The following is a 20,298-nucleotide window of genomic DNA, read 5'->3' as shown; positions in this document are numbered from 1 at the left end:
CTTAACATCGCGCCATCACATTGATATCACTTTGCCGTTTCGAGGGACCGAACAGACCATCCGCACGCTGATGCAATGGTCGTTTACGCCACGCTCTGGACCTTCTGACCCAGGCGCGTACCTACCCCCTTATGACGTATTCGCTCTGCAAGCGCCCCCAGCGTCTGCCGAGTCGGGACGGCTTTGTCTGTGATTTGCTCATTCCATTCTTGCCGTTCGCACCGAGACTCTTTGACATGGACGTTCGCCACTACGCCTTCCTCGCTGGCCAGCCCTCGGCTGCGGTCAAAAACCGTGAGCACTTCTGGGGCATGCCCAAGCGCGGGCTGGCGTTCCTGTTGGCCAACGTCATGTTCTGGCAGCCGATGTGGGCTCAGGCCGACGGGATTGTGGTGGCCACGCCGGGCACCAGCCTCGGGCAGGCGGGCAACGGGGTGCCGATTATCCAGATCGCCACGCCCAACGGCACGGGGCTGTCGCATAACCAGTTTCACGATTACAACGTCGGCACCCAGGGCGTCATCCTCAACAACGTCGCCAACCAGACCGGCGCGACGCAACTGGGCGGGATCATCATCGGCAACCCCAACCTGACCAACGGAGTCGCGGCGCAAACCATCCTCAACGAAGTGGTCGGCGGCAGCCCCAGCCAGTTGCGCGGTTACACCGAAGTGGCGGGGCAGTCGGCACGGGTCATCGTGGCCAACCCCTACGGCATCAGCTGCAATGGCTGCGGCTTCATCAATACTCCGCGCGTGACCCTGACCACCGGCAAACCGGTGCTGGACGGTAGTGGTCGTCTGGATCGCTTCCAGGTCGATCAGGGCAGCGTCTCCATCGACGGCGCCGGGCTGAACGCCAACAACGTCGACCAGTTTGAAATCATCACCCGCAGCGCGAAGATCAACGCCGAGATTCAGGCGAAGAACCTGACCATCGTCGCCGGTCGCAACGACGTCAACGCCGACAGCCTCAACGCCACCGCNCGCGCCGATGACGGCAGTGCCAANCCNCAACTGGCNATCGACTCNTCGGCNNTGGGNGGCATGTACGCCGGGGCGATCAAACTGGTNGGNACCGANGCCGGGGTCGGGGTGAANCTCGANGGCAANCTGNNCGCCAGCGGTGGNGATATCCAGCTCGACGCCAACGGCCATCTCAGCCTGGCGCAAACCTCGGCCGCAGGCGCCGTCAATGTCAAAGCCGCCAGNCTCGATGCGCGNGGCCCGGTCTACGCCGGCACCGCCGTCAACGTGCAAACCCAAGGCAACCTGACCAACCAGCAAACCCTCGCCGCCCGGGACAGCATCGCGCTGACGGCCGGTGGTGTATTGACCAACAACGGCATCATCGAAGCCGGGGTCAACGCCGATACCAGCCGCAATGCCAGCGGTGATGTGAACCTGAATGCGCAGAATTTCACCAACACTGGCAAGAGCGTGGTGGCCAGCCGCAATCTGACGGTTAACACCAGCCAGACCCTGAACAATCAGGGCGGCACGTTGAGCGCCGGGCAAACCGCCAACATCACCGTCGGGACTTTGGACAACCAGAACAACGGCCGGGTGCTGAGCAGCGGCAATCTCAACCTCACGGCCAATCAGGTCCTCAACAGCAACGGTCTGATTACCAGTACCGGTCATCTCGACGCCACCCTCGGCCACCTGAACAACCGCACTGGCGAGCTCTCGAGCCTGGCCACCGCGACGCTGCGCATGGCCACGCTGGATAACGTGGCGGGGCTGGTGAACGCCGGTCAGGCCTTGAGCATCACCGCCACGGGGGCGGTGAACAACCAGGGCGGCAAACTGACCAGCCTCGACAGCCTGAGCCTCAACGCCGGCCAGGTCGATAACAGCAGCAAGGGCCGGATCGCCAGCAACAAGGCCCTGACGATCAGTGTCGGCAGCCTCGACCAACACGATGGCGGGCAGCTCACCAGTAACACGTCGCTGACCCTGGACCTGAATCACGGCGAGCTGAATAACCAGAACGGTTTGATCAATGCCCCGGCACTGGTGCTGAAAAACCTCGCCCAGGTGAACAACCGCAACGGCGAAATATCCAGTGCCCAGGCGTTCACGCTGGCGGCCGACAGCCTCGACAACAGCAACGGCAAACTGCTCGGCAATCAGGCCGTGACCCTGCGCGTGCAGCAGGCGCTGACCAACATCAAAGGCTTGATCGCGGCGGCCAACGTCGATGTGCAGGCCGGTAGCCTGAACAACAACGGCGGCACCCTGACCAGTCGCACCGGTCTCGAACTTCGGGTTACCGGCCGGCTCGATAATCAGGACCAAGGACTGATCAACGCCAGCCAAAACCTGAACATCAACGCCGCGAGCTTGAACAACCAGAACGGCGGCTCGTTGCTCGGCAGCGCCATTGCCATCGACTTCAGCGGCGCCATGGGCGACCTGAACAACGCCAACGGCCTGATTACCACCACCGGTCAACTAAGCATCCGCAACCTGCGGGACTTGAACAACCGTGGCGGTGAACTCTCCAGCAGCCAAAGCTACACCCTGACGGGCCGCAACCTGGACAACAGCGACGGCAAACTCATCAGTCGTCAGCAACTGGACCTCACCGCCGATGTCACCACGAACCTCAATGGACTGATTTCCGGCTGGCAGAGTTTGAGCCTTCTGGGCGGCAGCCTCGACAACCGCAATCAGGGCACCTTGTCGAGCCGCGACGGTGACGTGCTGGTGGACCTCACCGGTGCCGTGCGTAACAGCAACGCCGGCGCTCTGGTCAGTCACGGCACGCTGAAGGTCACGGCGGCCAGCCTCGACAACAGCGACAACGGCATTCTTTCCAGTGCCGGTGCGCAAACCTTGGTCATTGCCGGAACACTGAATAACGCCCAGGGCGGTTTGATCGACAGCGGCGCCGCTCTGGATATCCAGGCCCAAACCCTCAGCAACGCCAATGCAACCATCAATGCCCAGCGGGACATCAGCTTCACCGGCACCGATCTGAACAACAGCGCCGGTACCTTGGCGGGCAAGGGCGCGATCACCCTCGATCTGCTCGGCACCCTGACCAATATCAGCGGCAAACTGGCGAGCAACGGCCCACTGGTGATTCAGCGCGCGCGGCAGATCGACAACCAGGGCGGCCAGCTTGCAAGCCAGGGTTTGCTGAACCTGTTGACCGGTGGCCTCGATAACCGCAATGGCGGCACTGTCGCGGCCAATGATGGGTTGACGCTCACGGCCAATGGCGTCGTACAGAACAGCGCCAACGGTCAGATCTTCAGCAGCAACGCCGGCCTGACGCTCAACGCCGCCAGCCTCGATAACGCCAAAGGCACCCTGCAAAGCCAGGGCGACTTGACGGTGAAAACTAGCGGCGCCATCGATAACCAGAGCGGGCGCATCGTCGCCAAGAGCGGCAACCTCGACATCACCGCCGCCAGCCTCGACAGCCGCGGCGGTGTGCTCTCCAGCCTGCAAGGCGCCTTCAGCAGCCATATCACTGGCGTACTGCGTAACGGCTATGACCTGAACAACAATCGTCAGGGCGGGATCATTCAGGCCCAGAGTCTGGACCTCAAGGCACTGGCCGGCCTCGACAACTACGGCGGGCGGATCACCGCGCAAACCGGTGACGCCATCGTCGACACCGGCACCAACGGCAACTTCGACAACCGCAATGGCGGCCTCTACGCCAAGGGCCGGGTCAGCGTCACCGGCAATAACTTCGACAACAGCGGCGACAACGACGGGCAGATCGGCGGGCAACAGATCGACCTGAGCCTGCGCGGCGCATTGAACAACCGCCTGGGCATCATCGAAAGTGAAAGCACCCTGGCCATCACGGCGGCGAGCGTCGATAACCAGACCGGACAACTGCGTGCATTGGGCGGCACTGGCAAAACCGCCTTCACCATCGGTGGCGTGTTCGACAACCGCAACGGCACCGTGGAATCCGCCAACAACGACCTGAGCCTCGGTGCCGGTGGTTTGCTGAACGTCGGCGGCAACGTGCTGCACGTCGGCACTGGCCTCTTCGACATTGCCACCGGACAACTGGGTGGTGCCGGCGGCAGCTTCGTCACCCGCGGTGGCCTGACCCTGACCGCTGACGGATGGACCAACAACAGCGTAATCCAGGCCGATCGCCTGACCGTCAATATCAATAGCCTCAACCAGACTGCCAATGGTCAGCTCTTGGCTGTCAGCCAACTGACTGGCAGCGGCGGCAACTGGAACAACGATGGCCTGATCGCCAGTGACGGCAACTTGAAGATCGACCTTGGCGGTACTTATTCGGGAAGCGGTCGGCTCAGCAGCCGGGGAACGCTCGGCCTGAGCGCCGCACAACTGAACCTCAACGCGGCCGCCAGCATTGCCGGTGGAGGGGACACTACCGTGTCGGTGGGTGGCCAACTGAACAATGCCGGGCGCTTGACGTCGGCTGCCAACCTGACCGTGAACGCCGGCGGGATCAACAACTTCGGGACGCTGGCCAGCGCTCAACAACTGACCGCCACCACCGGCTCGCTGGTCAATGATCGCGGGCTGATCTTCAGCGGCGGCAACATGGGCCTGCGGGTCAATGCGCTGAACAACAGCTACGCCAACATCTACAGCCTGGGCAACCTCACGATTGACCGTAACGGACAAGGCGCCCAGGCCGACAGCATCGTCAACAGTTCTGCGTCGATTCAAAGCGACGGCAGCATGAGCCTGGCGGCGAGCACGATCCAAAACATCCGTGCGCTGTTGACCATCAGTAATGGCGGTATCTACACCGCCAGGATTGATGAGGGTGCGTGCAACCGGCCGCATTACAACAATGACTGCGGCGGTCCCGTGGTAACTCATACCTGGGAAATCACCCAGCGTGAAAAACTGGAAGTGACCGCCGCCAGTGCGGCGTCCAGCATCACCGCTGGCGGTAATCTGAACATCAACGGCGGCGAGCTGTTTAACCAGAGCAGCACCATCGCCACCAGCGGCAACCTCACCGCTACGCTGAACAACCTGACCAACACCGGCGTAGAGACCAACGATACCGAAACGGTGCGGGTGTACCGCAGCGAACGGACCGACGACGCCGGCGGCTTGGTTGATGCCGCCAGCGCCTTCACCGATCAGTACTGGTTTGCCAGCAGCGGTTATGACGCCAACCACCTCACCGGCCTGGAAGCGGCAATGGCCCACTTCATCGGCGCCACCGAAGTCGAGATGCCCGAGTTCCGCCAGGTCACCCAGTTGGCCACCGGCGATCAGAGCTATGCCGCCATTATCCAGGCCGCCGGTGCGGTCAATATCAACGCCCAGAACAACATCGACAACAGCGTCGTTCGCCCTGGCTACACCTACGTGGGCAGTGGCCCCCGCACGGGCACCAGTGCTTCGGGCAGCCAGTTCTCCACGCGCATCACCCTGAACCAACAACTACCACCGGACCTGGCGCAACAGCAGGTTAACCCGGTGAGTCTGCCCGGCTTCAGCCTGCCCTCCGGACAGAACGGCCTGTTCCGTTTGAGCCAGGAAGGCAGCACCAACCCGACCGGCACCGGCCCACAAAGCTGGAGCCTCACCGGCGCCACTGTCACCGCGTCCACCAGTGCGCCAGTCACCCTCAACCGCGTGCAAGGCTTGCCGAGCAATGCTGGCAAATCCCAACCGCACAAATACCTGATCGAAACCAACCCGGTACTCACCGACCTCAAGCAATTCATGAGCTCGGATTACCTGTTGTCGAACCTGGGCTACGACCCCGACCAAAGTGCCAAGCGTCTGGGCGATGGTCTTTATGAACAACGCCTGATCCAGCAAGCCGTGGTTGCCCGCACCGGCCAGCGCTTCATCGATGGCCAGACCTCCGACGAGGGCCTGTTCAAGTACCTGATGAATAACGCCATCGCCAGTAAGACGGAGCTCAACCTGTCCTTGGGTGTCAGCCTGACCTCTGAACAAGTCGCGGCCCTGACCCACGATATTGTCTGGATGGAAAATGCCGAGGTGAACGGCGAGCAAGTGCTGGTGCCGGTGCTGTACCTGGCCAACGCCAACAANGCCGGCACCGCCGTCAACGTGCAAACCCAAGGCAACCTGACCAACCAGCAAACCCTCGCCGCCCGGGACAGCATCGCGCTGACGGCCGGTGGTGTGCTGACCAACAACGGCATCATCGAAGCCGGGGTCAATGCTGATACCAGCCGTAATGCCAATGGCGATGTGAACCTGAATGCGCAGAACTTCAACAACCTTGGCAAGAGCGTGGTGGCCAGCCGCAACCTGACGGTCAACACCAGCCAGACCCTGAACAATCAGGGCGGCACATTGAGCGCCGCGCAAACCGCCAACATCACCGCCGGGACCCTGGACAACCAGAACACTGGCCGGGTACTCGGCAGCGGCGCTCTGGAGTTGAAAGCCACACAGGTCCTCAACACCAAGGGCGTCATCACCAGTAATGGCAACCTCACGGCGAATCTCGGCCACCTGAACAACCACGAGGGCGAAGTCTCCAGTGCTGGCAACACCGCTATCACCGCCACGACACTGGACAACAGTGACGGCCAGGTCACGGGCGACGTTGCCCTGAACATCGGCTTGATCGGCGCCCTGAATAACCAGAACGGCGTGCTGGGTTCCGGCCAAAGCGTGAGCATCAGCGCCGCCAGCCTGGATAACAGTCATGGCGGCAGCCTGGTCAGCGACGGCAGTTTCACCGCACGCATCAATGGCTTGTTCGATAACCAGAATGGCAACCTGAGTGCCAAAGGCGTGGTCGACCTGCAAACCGGCAGCCTCGACAACCGCAATGGCAGCCTGACCGGCAAGGATCGCCTGACCCTGCGCAGCGATTCGCTGGATAACCGCACCGGCAAAGTACGCGCTGGCAAAGACCTGCAACTGACCGTCGGACAACTCGATAACCGCCAGCAAGGTCTGCTCAACAGCCAGGCCGCCATCAACTTCAACGGCACTCATCTGGATAACCGCGGCGGCTTGCTCAGCGCAGCGGGGGCGGTGCAACTGCAGGCAGCCAGCGTCGACAACAGCGGCGGTCGTATCTCCGGCACAACCGATCTGACGGCCAAGGTTGCGCAATTCACCAACCAGGGCGGCGAGCTTGTTGCTCAAGGAACGTTGAGCCTCAATGGCAACGGGCTCGATAACCGCAACGGCGGACTGGTAGGCGCGACAAAAGCGCTGAAACTCAATGTCGATGAGGTGGACAACCGCGGCGGCGAAATCTCCAGCGCGGTTGATGTGGCCATCGAAGGCCAAAGTCTGAACAACAGTGACAACGGCAAGATTCTGGCCGGCACTGAGCTGGGCCTGAAAGTGGCGCAGATCATCAACCAGACCAAGGGGCTGTTGTTCGGCAAGGGCGCCACGACAGTGACGGGCCAGAGCCTGGACAACAGTGGTGGCAGCCTCGTCACTCAGCTTGGGCTGGATATTCGCCTCGACAATGCGCTGAGCAACATCGAAGGCCTGATCAGCAGTGAAGGCACCCTGACGGTCAACGCGGCCAGCCTCGACAACACCCGTGGCAGCGTGTCGAGCGCCGGTGCGTTGGCGCTGACGACGACAGGAGTGCTGAACAATCAGGGCGGGTCGATTACCACCGACAGCGGCCTGACCCTCAACAGCCAAAGCCTGAATAACAGCCAGAACGGCCTGATCAGTGGCAAGAGCGCGACCGCCGTCACAACGGGTACGTTCGACAACACTCAGGGCGGTCAATTGATCAGCGGCGATACGCTCGACCTGACCGCGACCCAAGTCAGTAATGGCGTTGCCAGCCGAATCGCCAGCGATAAGGCTCTGACCGCCAGTGTCACCGGTTTCGATCAGCAGGGCGGTCAGCTGTTCAGCAAAACCGTCCTGAGCCTGGACTTGAATCACGGCCAACTGAACAACCAGAACGGGCTGATCAATGCACCGTTGCTGATGTTGAAAAACCTCAAGGACGTCAACAACCAGAACGGTGAAATCTCCAGCGCCCAGGCCTTTACACTGGCTGCCCAGAATCTGGATAACAGTAACGGCAAACTGATCAGTAATCAGGGTTTGACGCTGCACATCGATCAACTGCTCGCCAGCATCAAGGGGCTGATTTCCGCGCAGACCCTGGAGGTGCACAGCGCGCGCCTGGACAACACCGGCGGCTTGATCAGCAGTCATGGCACCCTCGGGGTGACGGTGGACGGTCAGGTCGTCAATCAGGATGGCACGTTCATCGCTGACGGTGACGTGAACCTCAGCGCCGATAGCCTGGACAACACCCGTGGCCAGATCGCCGGTAAAACCGATGTCACGGCCAACGTTGCGACCCTGAACAATCAGGGCGGTCAGTTGATCGCAACCGGTGGGCTCACCCTGACGGGGATCAACCTCGATAACCGGTTTGGCGGCCTTATCGGCGCAACCAACGGACTGCAACTGAACGTCGAATCGGTCGATAACCGCGGTGGTGAGTTGTCGAGCAAGTCAGATGTCACCCTGATCGGCAACCGTCTGGACAACAGCGATGGCGGCCAGGTATTCGCTGAAGGCGCACTGTCCCTGACAGTCGAAAACATCATCAACCGCGCCAAAGGTCTGCTCTCGGGCAAGGCCGACCTGACATTGACCGGACGCGATCTCGACAACAGTGGCGGCTCGCTGTTGAGTCAGAAAAACCTGAAGCTCGATCTCAAGGGTGATCTCAATAACAGCCAAGGCTTGCTCAGCGCTGAAGGCACACTCGGGGTCACGGCCGCGAGCTTGACCAACACCCTGGGCAGCGTTTCCGCGGCAGGGCCGCTGACGTTGACCACCACCGGCGCTGTGCTCAACCAGGGCGGCGAGATCGTCACGGATGCTGGCATCACACTCAACAGTGCCAGCCTCGACAACCGCAATAACGGCAGCATCAGTGGCAAAGACGCGGTGATCGTCAATACCGGTGCGCTGGATAACAGCCACACCGGTCGCTTGAACAGCGGTGCCGGCCTGGACCTGACCACCGCTCAACTGACCAACCAGGATGGCGGCCGCATCGCCAGTGTCGGTGCCCTGACGGCCAGTGTCACCGGCCTGGATCAGCAAGGCGGGCAACTGTTCAGCAACACGTCTCTGACACTGGATCTGAACAAGGGTCAGCTGAACAACCAGAATGGTCTGATCAGCGCGCCGTTGTTGATGCTCAAAAACCTCACCGACGTTCATAACAACGGCGGCGAAATCTCCAGCGCCGAGGCTTTCACCATCGCTGCTCGCAGCCTGGACAACAGCAACGGCAAACTGCTGAGCAATCAGCCCCTGACCCTGCGCATCGATCAGGCACTGACCAACCTCAAAGGCCTGATCGCCGCCGCAGCACTCGACGTCAAAGCCGCCAGCCTGGACAACAGCGGCGGCACGCTGACCAGCCGCGCCAACCTCGATCTGAACCTCGACGGGCTGCTGACGAACCAGAGCCAGGGACTGATCAACGCCACCACGGGGCTGACAATCAACAGCAGCGGTCTGAATAACCAGAACGGTTCTTTGCTGGGCAGCGCCATTGCCATCGACTTCGGGGCGGCCACCGGCGACCTGAACAACGGTGCCGGCCTGATCACCACCACGGGTTTGCTGAGTCTCAAGCACCTGCGTGACCTGAACAACCGGAACGGCGAAATCTCCAGCAGCCAGAGCCTCGATCTGACAGCCCGCGCACTGGATAACAACAACAACGGAAAATTGATCAGCAATAACCTGCTGACGGTCAACGCCGACACGGTACTCAACCAGGGCGGTCTGATCTCCGGCTGGCAAGGCCTGAGCCTCACCAGCAACAGCCTGGACAACCGCAACAAAGGCACGCTGTCGAGTCATGACAGCGATGTGGCCGTCACCGTAAGTGGTGCCATTCTCAACAGCGGCGAAGGTGCACTGGTCAGCCGGAAAACCCTGAGCGTCAACGCGTCGAGCCTGGACAACAGCAACGGTGGCATTCTGTCCAGCGGCGGCAATCAGACCCTGACCCTCAGCGGTCTGCTGAACAACGCCCAGGGCGGCTTGATCGACAGCGGCGCGACCCTGACCATGCAGGCGATGACCCTAGGGAATGCCGGCGGCACCGTCAACGCAAAACAGGACCTCAGTTTCACCGGCACCGCACTGGATAACACCGGCGGCAATCTGATCGGCAACGGTGCCGTGACCCTCGACCTGCTCGGCGCCCTGACCAACACCAACGGCAAACTGGCCAGCGCCGGCCCACTGCTGGTGCAACGCGCCACGCAAATCAATAACCAGGGCGGTCAAATCGCCAGCCAAGGCTTGATGACGTTGCTCACCGGTGGCCTGGACAACCGCAATCTCGGCACCATCGCGGCCAATAATCTACTGACCATCACCACGGGCGGTACGCTGCAGAACAGCGCCGACGGCCAGATCTACAGCCAGAATGGCGACCTGCAAATCCAGGCCGCCAGCCTCGTCAACGCCAAGGGCACTCTGCAAAGCCAGGGGGCTTTGAACCTCACCATCGGCGGCGATATCGACAACCAGAGCGGCCGCATTGTGGCCAAGGACGGCGACCTGTCGATCAAGGCCGGCAACCTCGATAACCGCGGCGGCGTGCTCGCCAGCCTGCAAGCCGCGTTCACGGCCAACCTGACCGGCGTGCTGAAAAACGGCTATGACCTGAACAACAACCGCCGCAGCGGCGTCACCCAGGCCCAGCGCCTGAACCTGACTGCGCTGGCCGGTATCGATAACTACGGCGGGCGTATCGCTGCGCAAGGCGGCGACGCGACTGTCGTCACCGGCAACTTCGACAACCGCAATGGCGGCCTCTATGCCAAAGGCAAGGTCAGCGTCACCGGCAACAACTTTGACAACAGCGGCGACAATGACGGCCAGATCGCCGGTCAACAGATCGACCTCACCCTCAGCGGTGCCCTGAACAACCGACTGGGCATCATCGAGAGCGACAGCACCCTGTCGATCAAGGCCGCCAGCCTCGACAACCAGACCGGCCAACTGCGCGCCCTCGGCGACAAAGGCAAAACCAACTTCCAGATCGGTGGCTTGTTCGACAACCGCAACGGCACCCTGGAAAGCGCCAACACCGACCTGACCATGGCGGTGGGCGGCTTCCTCAACGGTGGTGGCAGTCTGCTGCACGTGGGCAACGGTACTTTCGACATTTCCACCGCCAACGTCACCGGCGCCGGCGGCACCATCGTTACTCGCGGCGGCCTGACCCTCAACGCCGACAGCTGGACCAACAGCAACGTCATCCAGGCCGGGCGCCTGAACGTCAACGTAAACAATTTCAGCCAGACGGCGAGCGGCCAACTGCTGGCCTCGGACAGCCTCGTCGGTACCGGTGGCAATTGGTACAACGATGGCCTGATTGCCAGTGATGGCAGCATGAAGCTGACCTTGGGCGGCAACTACGGTGGCAATGGCCGACTGAGCAGCCAGGGAAACATGAATCTGAGCGCCAGCCAGATCGACCTGGTGACCAACAGTAAAATCACCGGGGGGGCCAAAACCACCCTGTCCGCGGGCACCCTGAACAACTACGGACGTGTGAGCTCCGTGGGCGATCTGGACGTTACGGCAACAAACCTGAACAACTTCGGGACTCTCGGTGGCAGCGAAAATGTGCGACTTAAGGCTGCCACTCTGTTGAACCAGAACGGCCTGATCTTCAGTGGCAAAGACATGGCGCTGAGGGCCAACACGTTCACCAACCGCTATGCCGATGTGTACAGCCTGGGCAGCATCAATCTCGCCAGGGATGACAATGGCGGTCGCAGCCAGTCGTTTTCCAACATCTCGGCAACACTGGAAAGTGCTCAGGACATAACCCTGAACGTTGACCATATCGAGAACCGCAAGGATGTGTTCCAGGCTACTGGGGGATTGGTTTCGGGTTACATCGGGGTGCAGTGTTACAGCTGTGCAGCGTTCGCTCCATACATTGGTTATCGGGAAGACGGTTACATGGTCTGGGTGGAAAACTATTCGTCTCAGATCGTTCAGGATTCTGCATCGGCCAGTATGACGGCCGGGAGAAACTTTCTGGCCAACGGAGGAGAGTTTCTCAATCAGGCGTCGACGGTTAGCGCCGGTGGCGACTTGACCCTGAACCTGCAGTCGTTCACCAACCGAGGCGCGTCTGTAGGCGATTACAGCGTGCGGCGTTCATTCAACTTACCCCACAACGCGAATCAGAATATGGCTTTCTGGGAGGCGGTGATGAACTACGACGCCGCCAATGATCCCGCTTACTACAATCAATACCAGCGTCCCAGCTTGCATGCTTGGAGCGCTTCCAATGTCGAGTCCATGTTCACGATACTGTCGAAGTCCGGAGGTCGCGGGGATAATCCCTACACCTCCTTTGGCATAGTTCATGTTGATGAAGCTCCTAACAATCTTGCCCCAGCACACTACAGCGATGGGGTTCGCACCGCCGCTCCAGACGCGGTCAAAAACGCTCAATTTTTCGATGAGGTGATTACCTACCAGAGCCCGTCAACGTACGCGAATGCCGTGGTTCAGGCCGGCGGACAAGTGACCATCAATGCTACGCAGGACCTGACTAACAGCGTGGTGCGTGAAGGCGTGGCGCTGAACCCCAACGGTTCGCGCCTGGGTTCGACCCAGACCAATGGCAATACACCGACCATTATTAACATCAATCAACAACTGCCCCCCGACCTTGCGCAGCAGCAAGTGAACCCGGTGTCGTTGCCAGGCTTCAGCCTGCCGACCGGCCAGAACGGCTTGTTCCGCCTTAGCGGGCAAGACAGCAGCACTCCAGTGGCCAGCGGTCCGCAAAGCTGGACCATGGGCGGCGGCAGCGTCAGCACGACCCAGCGTCAGCAACCGGTGGTTAACGTCCAGCCAAGGAACATTCTACCGGTCAGCAACACTCAGGCCTCCGCCAGCAGCGTTGACCTGAAGCCCGTTGATTATGTGGCGTCGAACGTGGGCGTCGGTGCCAGCGCGATCGACGTCAGCGCACCGGCTGCCAATTCAACCGGCTCGGCACTGCCGGGTCGCTCCACAGCCTTTACCATCAATCGCGTCCAAGGATTGCCGGCCAGCAGCGGCCAGTCCAAACCCCAAAAATACCTGATCGAAACCAACCCGGTACTTACCGACCTCAAGCAATTCATGAGCTCGGACTACCTGTTGTCGAACCTGGGCTACGACCCCGACCAAAGTGCCAAGCGCCTGGGCGATGGCCTTTATGAACAACGCCTGATCCAGCAAGCGGTAGTGGCTCGTACCGGTCAGCGCTTTATCGATGGCCAGACCAGCGACGAAGCCTTGTTCAAATACCTGATGAACAATGCCGTTGCCAGCAAAACAGAGCTCAACCTGTCGTTGGGCGTCAGCCTGACCTCCGAACAAGTCGCCGCCCTGACCCATGACATTGTCTGGATGGAAAATGTCGAGGTGAACGGCGAGCAAGTGCTGGTACCGGTGCTGTATCTGGCCAACGCCAACAATCGCCTGGCCGCCAACGGTGCCTTGATCCAGGGCAGCGACGTAACCCTGATCGCCGGCAAAGACCTGAACAACGCCGGCACCTTGCGTGCTTCCAACAACCTGTCGGCCACCGCCACCAACGACCTGGTCAACAGCGGCCTGGTGGAAGCCGGCAATCGCCTCGACCTGAAAGCCGGCAACAACATAGTCAACAAGGCCGGCGGCATCATCGCTGGTCGTGACGTTACGCTCACCGCCACTCGGGGCGACGTGATCAACGAACGTACCGTCACCGGCGGCGACAGCCGTATCGGTAACAGCCGATCCCACACTGATGTCGTCGACAGCGCCGCCCGGATCGAGGCAGCCAACACCCTGACGATCAACGCCGGACGCGATTTCAATAACGTCGGCGGTGTCCTGAAAAGTGCTAACGACACCACGATCAACGCCGGTCGTGACGTCAACATTACCTCCGCCGAGCAGGTCGTCAGCCATGAGCGTGGCGTGAACCGCGAGCAAACCATCACCCAATATGGTTCAAGCGTTGATGTGGGACAGAGCCTGAAGATCAATGCCGGTCGTGACATCACCGCTATCGCCAGCCAAATCGACGCCAAACGCGACATAAACATGAGCGCCGTCGGAGATCTGACACTGGCCTCGGCTGCGGATGAACAGCATTCCTTTAGTCAAAACAAAAAAATCACCAGCCGGGAAGACCATGTCAGTCAGGTGTCTAGCACGGTCAATGCGGGGGGCAACATTACCCTCAGTGCGGGCAAGGATCTGAACCTGATCGCCAGCAGAGTGAGTGCAGGGGATGAGGCTTATCTGTTCGCTGGCAATGATGTGAACCTAGAGACAGCGGACAACGTTGATTACTCCTACTACTCGAAAACCAAGAAGGGTTCATTCGGCAAGAAAAAGTCGACAATGACTGAAACCGACAGCGTCATGTCTGCCAGTTCGAGTGTCGAGGCAGGGAACAAGCTGGCGATCTCTGCCGGGCAGGATTTCAACGCCACAGGTGCCAAGCTGAACAGCGACGGAACATTGCTCGCTACCGCTGGCCGCGACATCAATCTGCATGCTGCCGAAGACTACGCCAGTCAGGCCAACGCCTCGTCTAAAAAGGGGTGGTCCTCCAGCAAATCCAGCAGTTCGGAAGTCACGCAGACCCGCTTGAACAGTACTGAGCTGGTGGCAAAAAACATCGAACTGAAAGCCGATAACGATATCTCGCTGACAGCCGCTGCACTGCGTGCTGAAGAAGCGGTGAAACTCACCGCTGGAAACGACGTATTGATTGGTGCTGGCGAGGAAACGCAAACAACCACACAGTCGAAAAGCTCCAGCAAGACCAGTGCAACGTTCACGGGCTTGCTGTCCTCCACGCAAAAATCGCAACAAGGGCAAACAACCTCAACCCAAAGCATCGGCAGTGATATCAGCGGCGGCAGCATTCAAATCAAGAGTGGCCGCGACACTGTTGTTGAGGGCAGTACGCTGGTAGCCGACAAGAACATCGGCATCAATGCCGGTCGTAATCTGGAAATCACTAGCGCGGAAAATACCGAGACTTCGAGTTCCAAATCCGGTAGTAAAAAAGTCGGCGAAATAGGCTCCTGGTGGCAGGGCGCGACAGGGATCGTCAAGCAGAAAGAAGCCGATCAATACACCTCTACCCGCCAGTCGGGCAGCCAGATCGCATCGCTGGGTGGCAACATCAGCCTCACGGCGGGCGACCATTACACCCAAACCGCCAGTCAGTTGGTCACACCTCAGGGTGATATCGGCATTACTGCCAAGCATGTCGATATCGAGGCCGGTTTCGACACCATGGAATCCACCAAAACGGCCAGTACCAGCCGTACGGCCATCGGCGGAACGGTGAGCATTCCGCTGCTTGATGCTTTGCGAGGCATTCAGCAGATGGGCGAAGCGGCGCAGAAAACCAGTGATGATCGGATGGTCGCGTTGGCTGCCGTGAACGCGGCCATGAGTGCCAATCAGGCCATGGATGCGGGCAAGGCCATAATGCAGGACCCTAAAGCCGGGGTTAAGGTCAGCGTCAATCTGAGCAACAGCCAGAGCAACATGACCAGCACTCAGAGTGGTCGTAACGTCGTGGGCAGCGGTGTGGTAGCTGGCGGCAATATCAACATCGTCTCCACCGGGGCCGGTGCTGACAGCGACATCAATGTGGTTGGAAGCCGGATCGAGGGTGGCGGGGACGTCTCCCTTAAAGCCGACGGCGCGATCAATTTGCTGTCCGCGCAAAACACCGCACATCAGGAAAGCAGCAACAGCAACAGTGGCTGGAGCGCCGGAATTGGTTTCGGCTTTGGTGAAAGCAACGGCATCACCTTTGAACTGGCCGCCAACAAGGGACGCGGCAGTGCCGATGGCGATGATGTCACCCAAACCAACACGTCGATCAAGTCCGGCCATACGCTGAATCTGCAAAGCGGCGGCGATACCAACATTAAGGGTGCAGTCGCCAGCGGTGAAACGGTCAAGGTCAAAGTCGGCGGCGACCTCAACATCGAGAGTTTGCAGGACACCAGCACTTACAAATCGCAGCAGTCGAGTGTCAACGTAGGTGTGAGCCTTTGCATTCCTCCATTCTGTTACGGCACCAGCAGCGTCAGCGGCGGCATCTCCCTGCAACACATGCAAAGCGAGTACGCCAGCGTTAGCGAACAATCAGGCATCAAGGCCGGCGATGGCGGTTTCCAGGTTGAAGTCACCGGCAATACCGATCTTGTTGGGGCGGTCATCGCCAGCACCGACAAAGCGGTCGCCGACGGCAAAAACACCCTGAGTACCGGCACGCTGACCAGCTCCGACATCAAGAACAAGGCTGAGTATGACGCCAGCAGTATCAACCTCAGTGGTGGGTACGGCGGCGACATCGGCCGTGATGCAAACGGCAACGCCAGCGCTACGGCCCACAGGGGCGGGCCTGTCGTTGCCAGCAAGGAAGGCGTGAGCGTTACAACACCGATTGCCTTGTTTGCCGGTGACAGTTCCAGCAGCACCACCCACAGCGGGATCAGCGGCGCGACGGTTACCATCACCAATACCGTCAAGCAACAGGAGTTGACCGGTCAGACGGCAGAGCAGGCGATTGCTGCAATCAATACTGATGTCTCCAGCGATCGTGACGGCAGTAACAAACTCAAGCCGATCTTCGATGCGCAAGAAATCGGCGTGGACTTCGAGATCGTCGGCAAGTTTGTGCAGAACGTTTCTCAGTACATTGAGAGTCGTGCGAGGGAAATCGACCAGTTGAAGGAGCAGGCCGAGAAGGAGAGGGTGCTTTTTAATACACCAGGTTTGTCTTCGGCCGATCAAATTAAGCACCTCGAGAATTATCAGGTGCTCAAGCAGCAGATCCGGGAAATCGACGAAAACTGGGGCGCAGGTGGCACTTACCGGCAAATCGCAACAGCCCTGGTCGCGGGTATCAGCGGTAACGTGAGCGGCAGCGGCGCCCAATTCGCACAAAACATGGTGGTCAACTACGTCCAGCAACAAGGCTCGGCGTACATCGGCGAACTGGTGAAAAAGGGCCTGAAGGAAGGCAGCCCTGAACACGCGGCGCTGCATGCGATTCTCGGTTGTGCGGGCGCGGCGGCCAGTAGCCAGAGTTGCTCGGCCGGCGCCTTGGGTGGTTCTGCAGCCAGCGTGCTCGCCGGTCTGTTCGCGGACGCCGACCCGAACGAAACCGCTATAGAGCGTGAAGCCAAACGCAACATCATCACCAGCCTGGTGACCGGTATTGCGGCCATGAGTAACCCGAACGGCGCGGCGACCGCAAACAACGCGGCCACGGCGAACGTCGATAACAACTGGTTGGCGACACAGCAGTACGTGCAGGCCCAAAGGGAGCTGGAAGAAGCCAAGAGCGAGGGATTGATAGCCCAAGCACAAGTGATAGCCAAGTGGGCTGGAATCTCACTAAAGCAAGATGCACTGACGACTGGCGGTATTGGCTTGGGCATTGCTGAGGCTGGCCTGCAAGACGTCGAAGGCTTGTCGCAATTCCTGGCTAATCCAATCGAGGGCCTGCAGGGGCTCGCTTCAGCAGTCAACAATCCGGATGTACGCGCCAGACTTGGTGAAGAGGCTACGAAAAGCCTATTGGCCAGCATCGACCGGATGACGTTGGCACTTGAAACCGGTGGAGACGATCAGGCGGTCCAGTTGGGACGCGATCTAGGTCTGTTGATCTACACCGTGGGTAGCGTGGTAACCGGTGTAGGTGGTGCTGCTAAAGCGGGACTGACGCTAGCAAAAGTTGGGATCGAGGTATCGAGCAAAACCCTGGGTAAAATGCTCGTCAAGGACAGTGCTGAACTTGGCGAGCGAGTTGCCGAGCTGGAAATCAAGACCACGAAAAACCTGGATACCGGCACGGGAGGGCCGACTAACCGGCCTCCTACAATCAATTCAGGGGTTCCTGCAATCAATGAACTGGCAGCGATCGAGCCGACGGTGGGAGGTTATGTCAGTGCAACGAAGCTTAACGCAAACAGCTATGCTATTACTGATTTGACATCTGCTGAAAAAACGTTGGCAGCGCAAATCACTACGGGCGTTGACCGTACTGGTGTTCTCACTGAGGAGCTGGTCGAGTCGGTGGCTCAGCGTCAAGGACTAAAGGCTTTAGAGGGCGGTAAATATGGTAGTAATAACGGGTTTGATCATGTTTATCTCAGTGCTGATGGCAAGTCGGTCATCGTGCTGGACTCGAAGCAAATAAATGGAGGCGTCTCATTGAGCAAAGGGGCGGATGATATCGTTCAGATGTCAGATGCCTGGATCCACAAGGTACTAGATAAGCTGGATAAAGGATCTGATGCTTTTAAATCAGTTGATAATGCTTTGAAGAACGGTAGTTTGATAAAAGGGCTTATGGGTGTGGATCGTAGTTCAGGTCAATTAATAATGGCGAAGTTGAAGTGAGGTTGTTGGGGTGAATTCATTTGAGAGTTATGGTCCGGGGAAGGCGAGGGCTAAAGACAGGCTGGAGCACACCAAATCCCATCTAGATGGTGGGTTTGATGTGGATGGCTATATAGTCAATATTGAAAGCAATCAAGGTAATCCTGTTGCATGTGCAGGAAGGCTTTCGTCGTATGCTTTCGCGAAAGGCATATATGCGTGGTTTGAAGGCGCCGATCTTGAGGTTATGAAAAACTGGTTTTACGTCTCTGGATGTCTGCATAAATACCAGTTTATGCTTCAAAGCGATAAAATGAATTTGCTTCCAAAAACAATGGACTTTATGAGGGCGCTTGTCTCGGATAATGCTTCACTTATTGACTGGTTTTGTCACTGTAGTGAAATTGTTGACGAAAAAAGAGTTCAGTCGACGACAACCGCAGATTTTTTAGCCTACCAGATAATCTTGGCAGTTAAAGGGGACTTTTCTCAATTAGTCGAGCGTTGCTTGCGGATGAGTGCCAATCCACCAAAAGGGCCGAAAAAAATGTTTTTGCTGGATAATGATTTCTTTATGGCGCTTGCGAACGGTGATGTAGCAGGAATGGAGGCTGCTTTGATAGAGTTAACCTCGCCGGCTTCAATAAAGAAAAGACTCAGTATTGAAAGTGGCTTTTCCGAAGGTCTGATTTCTACTTTTGGCGTGATCTATGCCAAAATTGCCTGGCGTCATGGTTATGAAGTCCGGGTTGACACACCTTACATACCTGTTGAGTGGCTTCCGGTTAAACCCCTGGCTAATTACAATCCCATTTACAGTTTTCTGAAGTGAGCTTCTAATTGGCTCGGGAGCGTTATTATGAATAATCAGTCGGAGCAAGCGATACTTCGAAGTCGGCTATTTGAGTCCTTAGTGCAAAGATATGGCGCTGTATTGATTCCAGGTCGATATGGTGGAGACTTCAATAACGATCAGTTGGGATTCTCTGAGGTCGATGGGGAAGTGACTTTGCTTCTTGGATTGAAGATTCTTGATGATGACGGTGGGTTGCAGTTAGATAATTCATCTTTAGGCCCGCATGTGCAATATTCGACATCCTGGTTAAAAGCCCTGGTTCAATGTCTGAAACTTGACTCTGAGACTATTGGATATTCTATGAAGATAGAGGCTGCAATGAGTAGGGGGGCTTTGGTGGCAGGTGTAATCTGTATGAATGGTAAGTCTCAAGAAATAAAAATGTTGCGCGTTGCAGTGTGATCACCAGTGCCGCCACTACGGGTAAAGATACGCAGAGCAATGGAGCTTTGAGCGGAAAAGCAGAAGAAGGTACGGATATATTTGTTTAGTTTTATGAAATACGGGGACGGACCACGTTTATCCTGAGAATGGCAAAAAATGAAATACGGGGACGGACCACGTTTATCCTGAGAATGGCAAAAAATGGGGGTAGACTACATTTTTCTGTGTCGCACTTTAGCGATCTGAAAAAGTGTGAAATAGATAGGGAGATTGTTTTTCGTAGGATTGACTAAGTTATTGGCATCATTAATTGTGAACGGATTCACCATATGCCACGCAGAGCACGTCTCTTGATGCCAGGTGTCCCCTTGCATCTGATTCAACGAGGAAATAATAGATCAGTTTGCTTTTTTTTTCAGAGGATGATTACCTTTTTTATTTAGAGCTGCTTGCTGAGCAGGCCAACAAAGATTCGTGTGAAATTCACGCGTGGTGTCTTATGACTAATCATGTCCATTTGTTGATTAGCTCTCATGGGCACAGCAGCACCAGTTCGCTTATGAAAGGAATAGGGCAACGATATGTGCAATACATAAATCGTACATATGGACGTAGTGGGACTTTATGGGAAGGACGCTTCCGTTCGTG

The 20,298-nt window shown here is 58.1% G+C and carries 4 protein-coding genes; all 4 read left to right on the top strand.

Annotated features, from left to right (window positions below; translation table 11 throughout):
- The first annotated feature begins 236 nt into the window (after nt 1-236).
- Nucleotides 237-18,431 carry a hemagglutinin repeat-containing protein gene (locus AF70_RS12185; protein WP_169342481.1) on the top strand — a complete coding sequence of 6,065 codons (18,195 nt, stop codon included), beginning with the start codon at nt 237-239 and terminating at the stop codon, nt 18,429-18,431.
- 10 nt (nt 18,432-18,441) lie between these two features.
- On the top strand, nt 18,442-19,242 hold the full coding sequence (locus AF70_RS12180; protein WP_028939363.1) for an Imm49 family immunity protein: 801 nt from the start codon (nt 18,442-18,444) through the stop codon (nt 19,240-19,242).
- A 27-nt stretch (nt 19,243-19,269) separates the two neighbouring features.
- On the top strand, nt 19,270-19,668 hold the full coding sequence (locus AF70_RS12175) for a hypothetical protein (RefSeq protein WP_028939364.1): 399 nt from the start codon (nt 19,270-19,272) through the stop codon (nt 19,666-19,668).
- 385 nt (nt 19,669-20,053) lie between these two features.
- On the top strand, nt 20,054-20,298 hold a 245-nt coding region (locus tag AF70_RS12170; RefSeq protein ID WP_256677890.1), incomplete at its 3' end, for a transposase.

This window comes from Pseudomonas sp. KD5 (assembly GCF_012932895.1).
Taxonomy (GTDB): Bacteria; Pseudomonadota; Gammaproteobacteria; order Pseudomonadales; family Pseudomonadaceae; genus Aquipseudomonas.
Note: the sequence above shows the minus strand (reverse complement) of the source record. Positions and strands in the feature narration are given on the sequence as shown.

What these genes read in the sequence shown, in the direction of transcription:
- AF70_RS12175 (WP_028939364.1), top strand. Translation starts at nt 19,270, where the DNA reads ATGAATAATCAGTCGGAGCAAGCGATACTTCGAAGTCGGCTATTTGAG.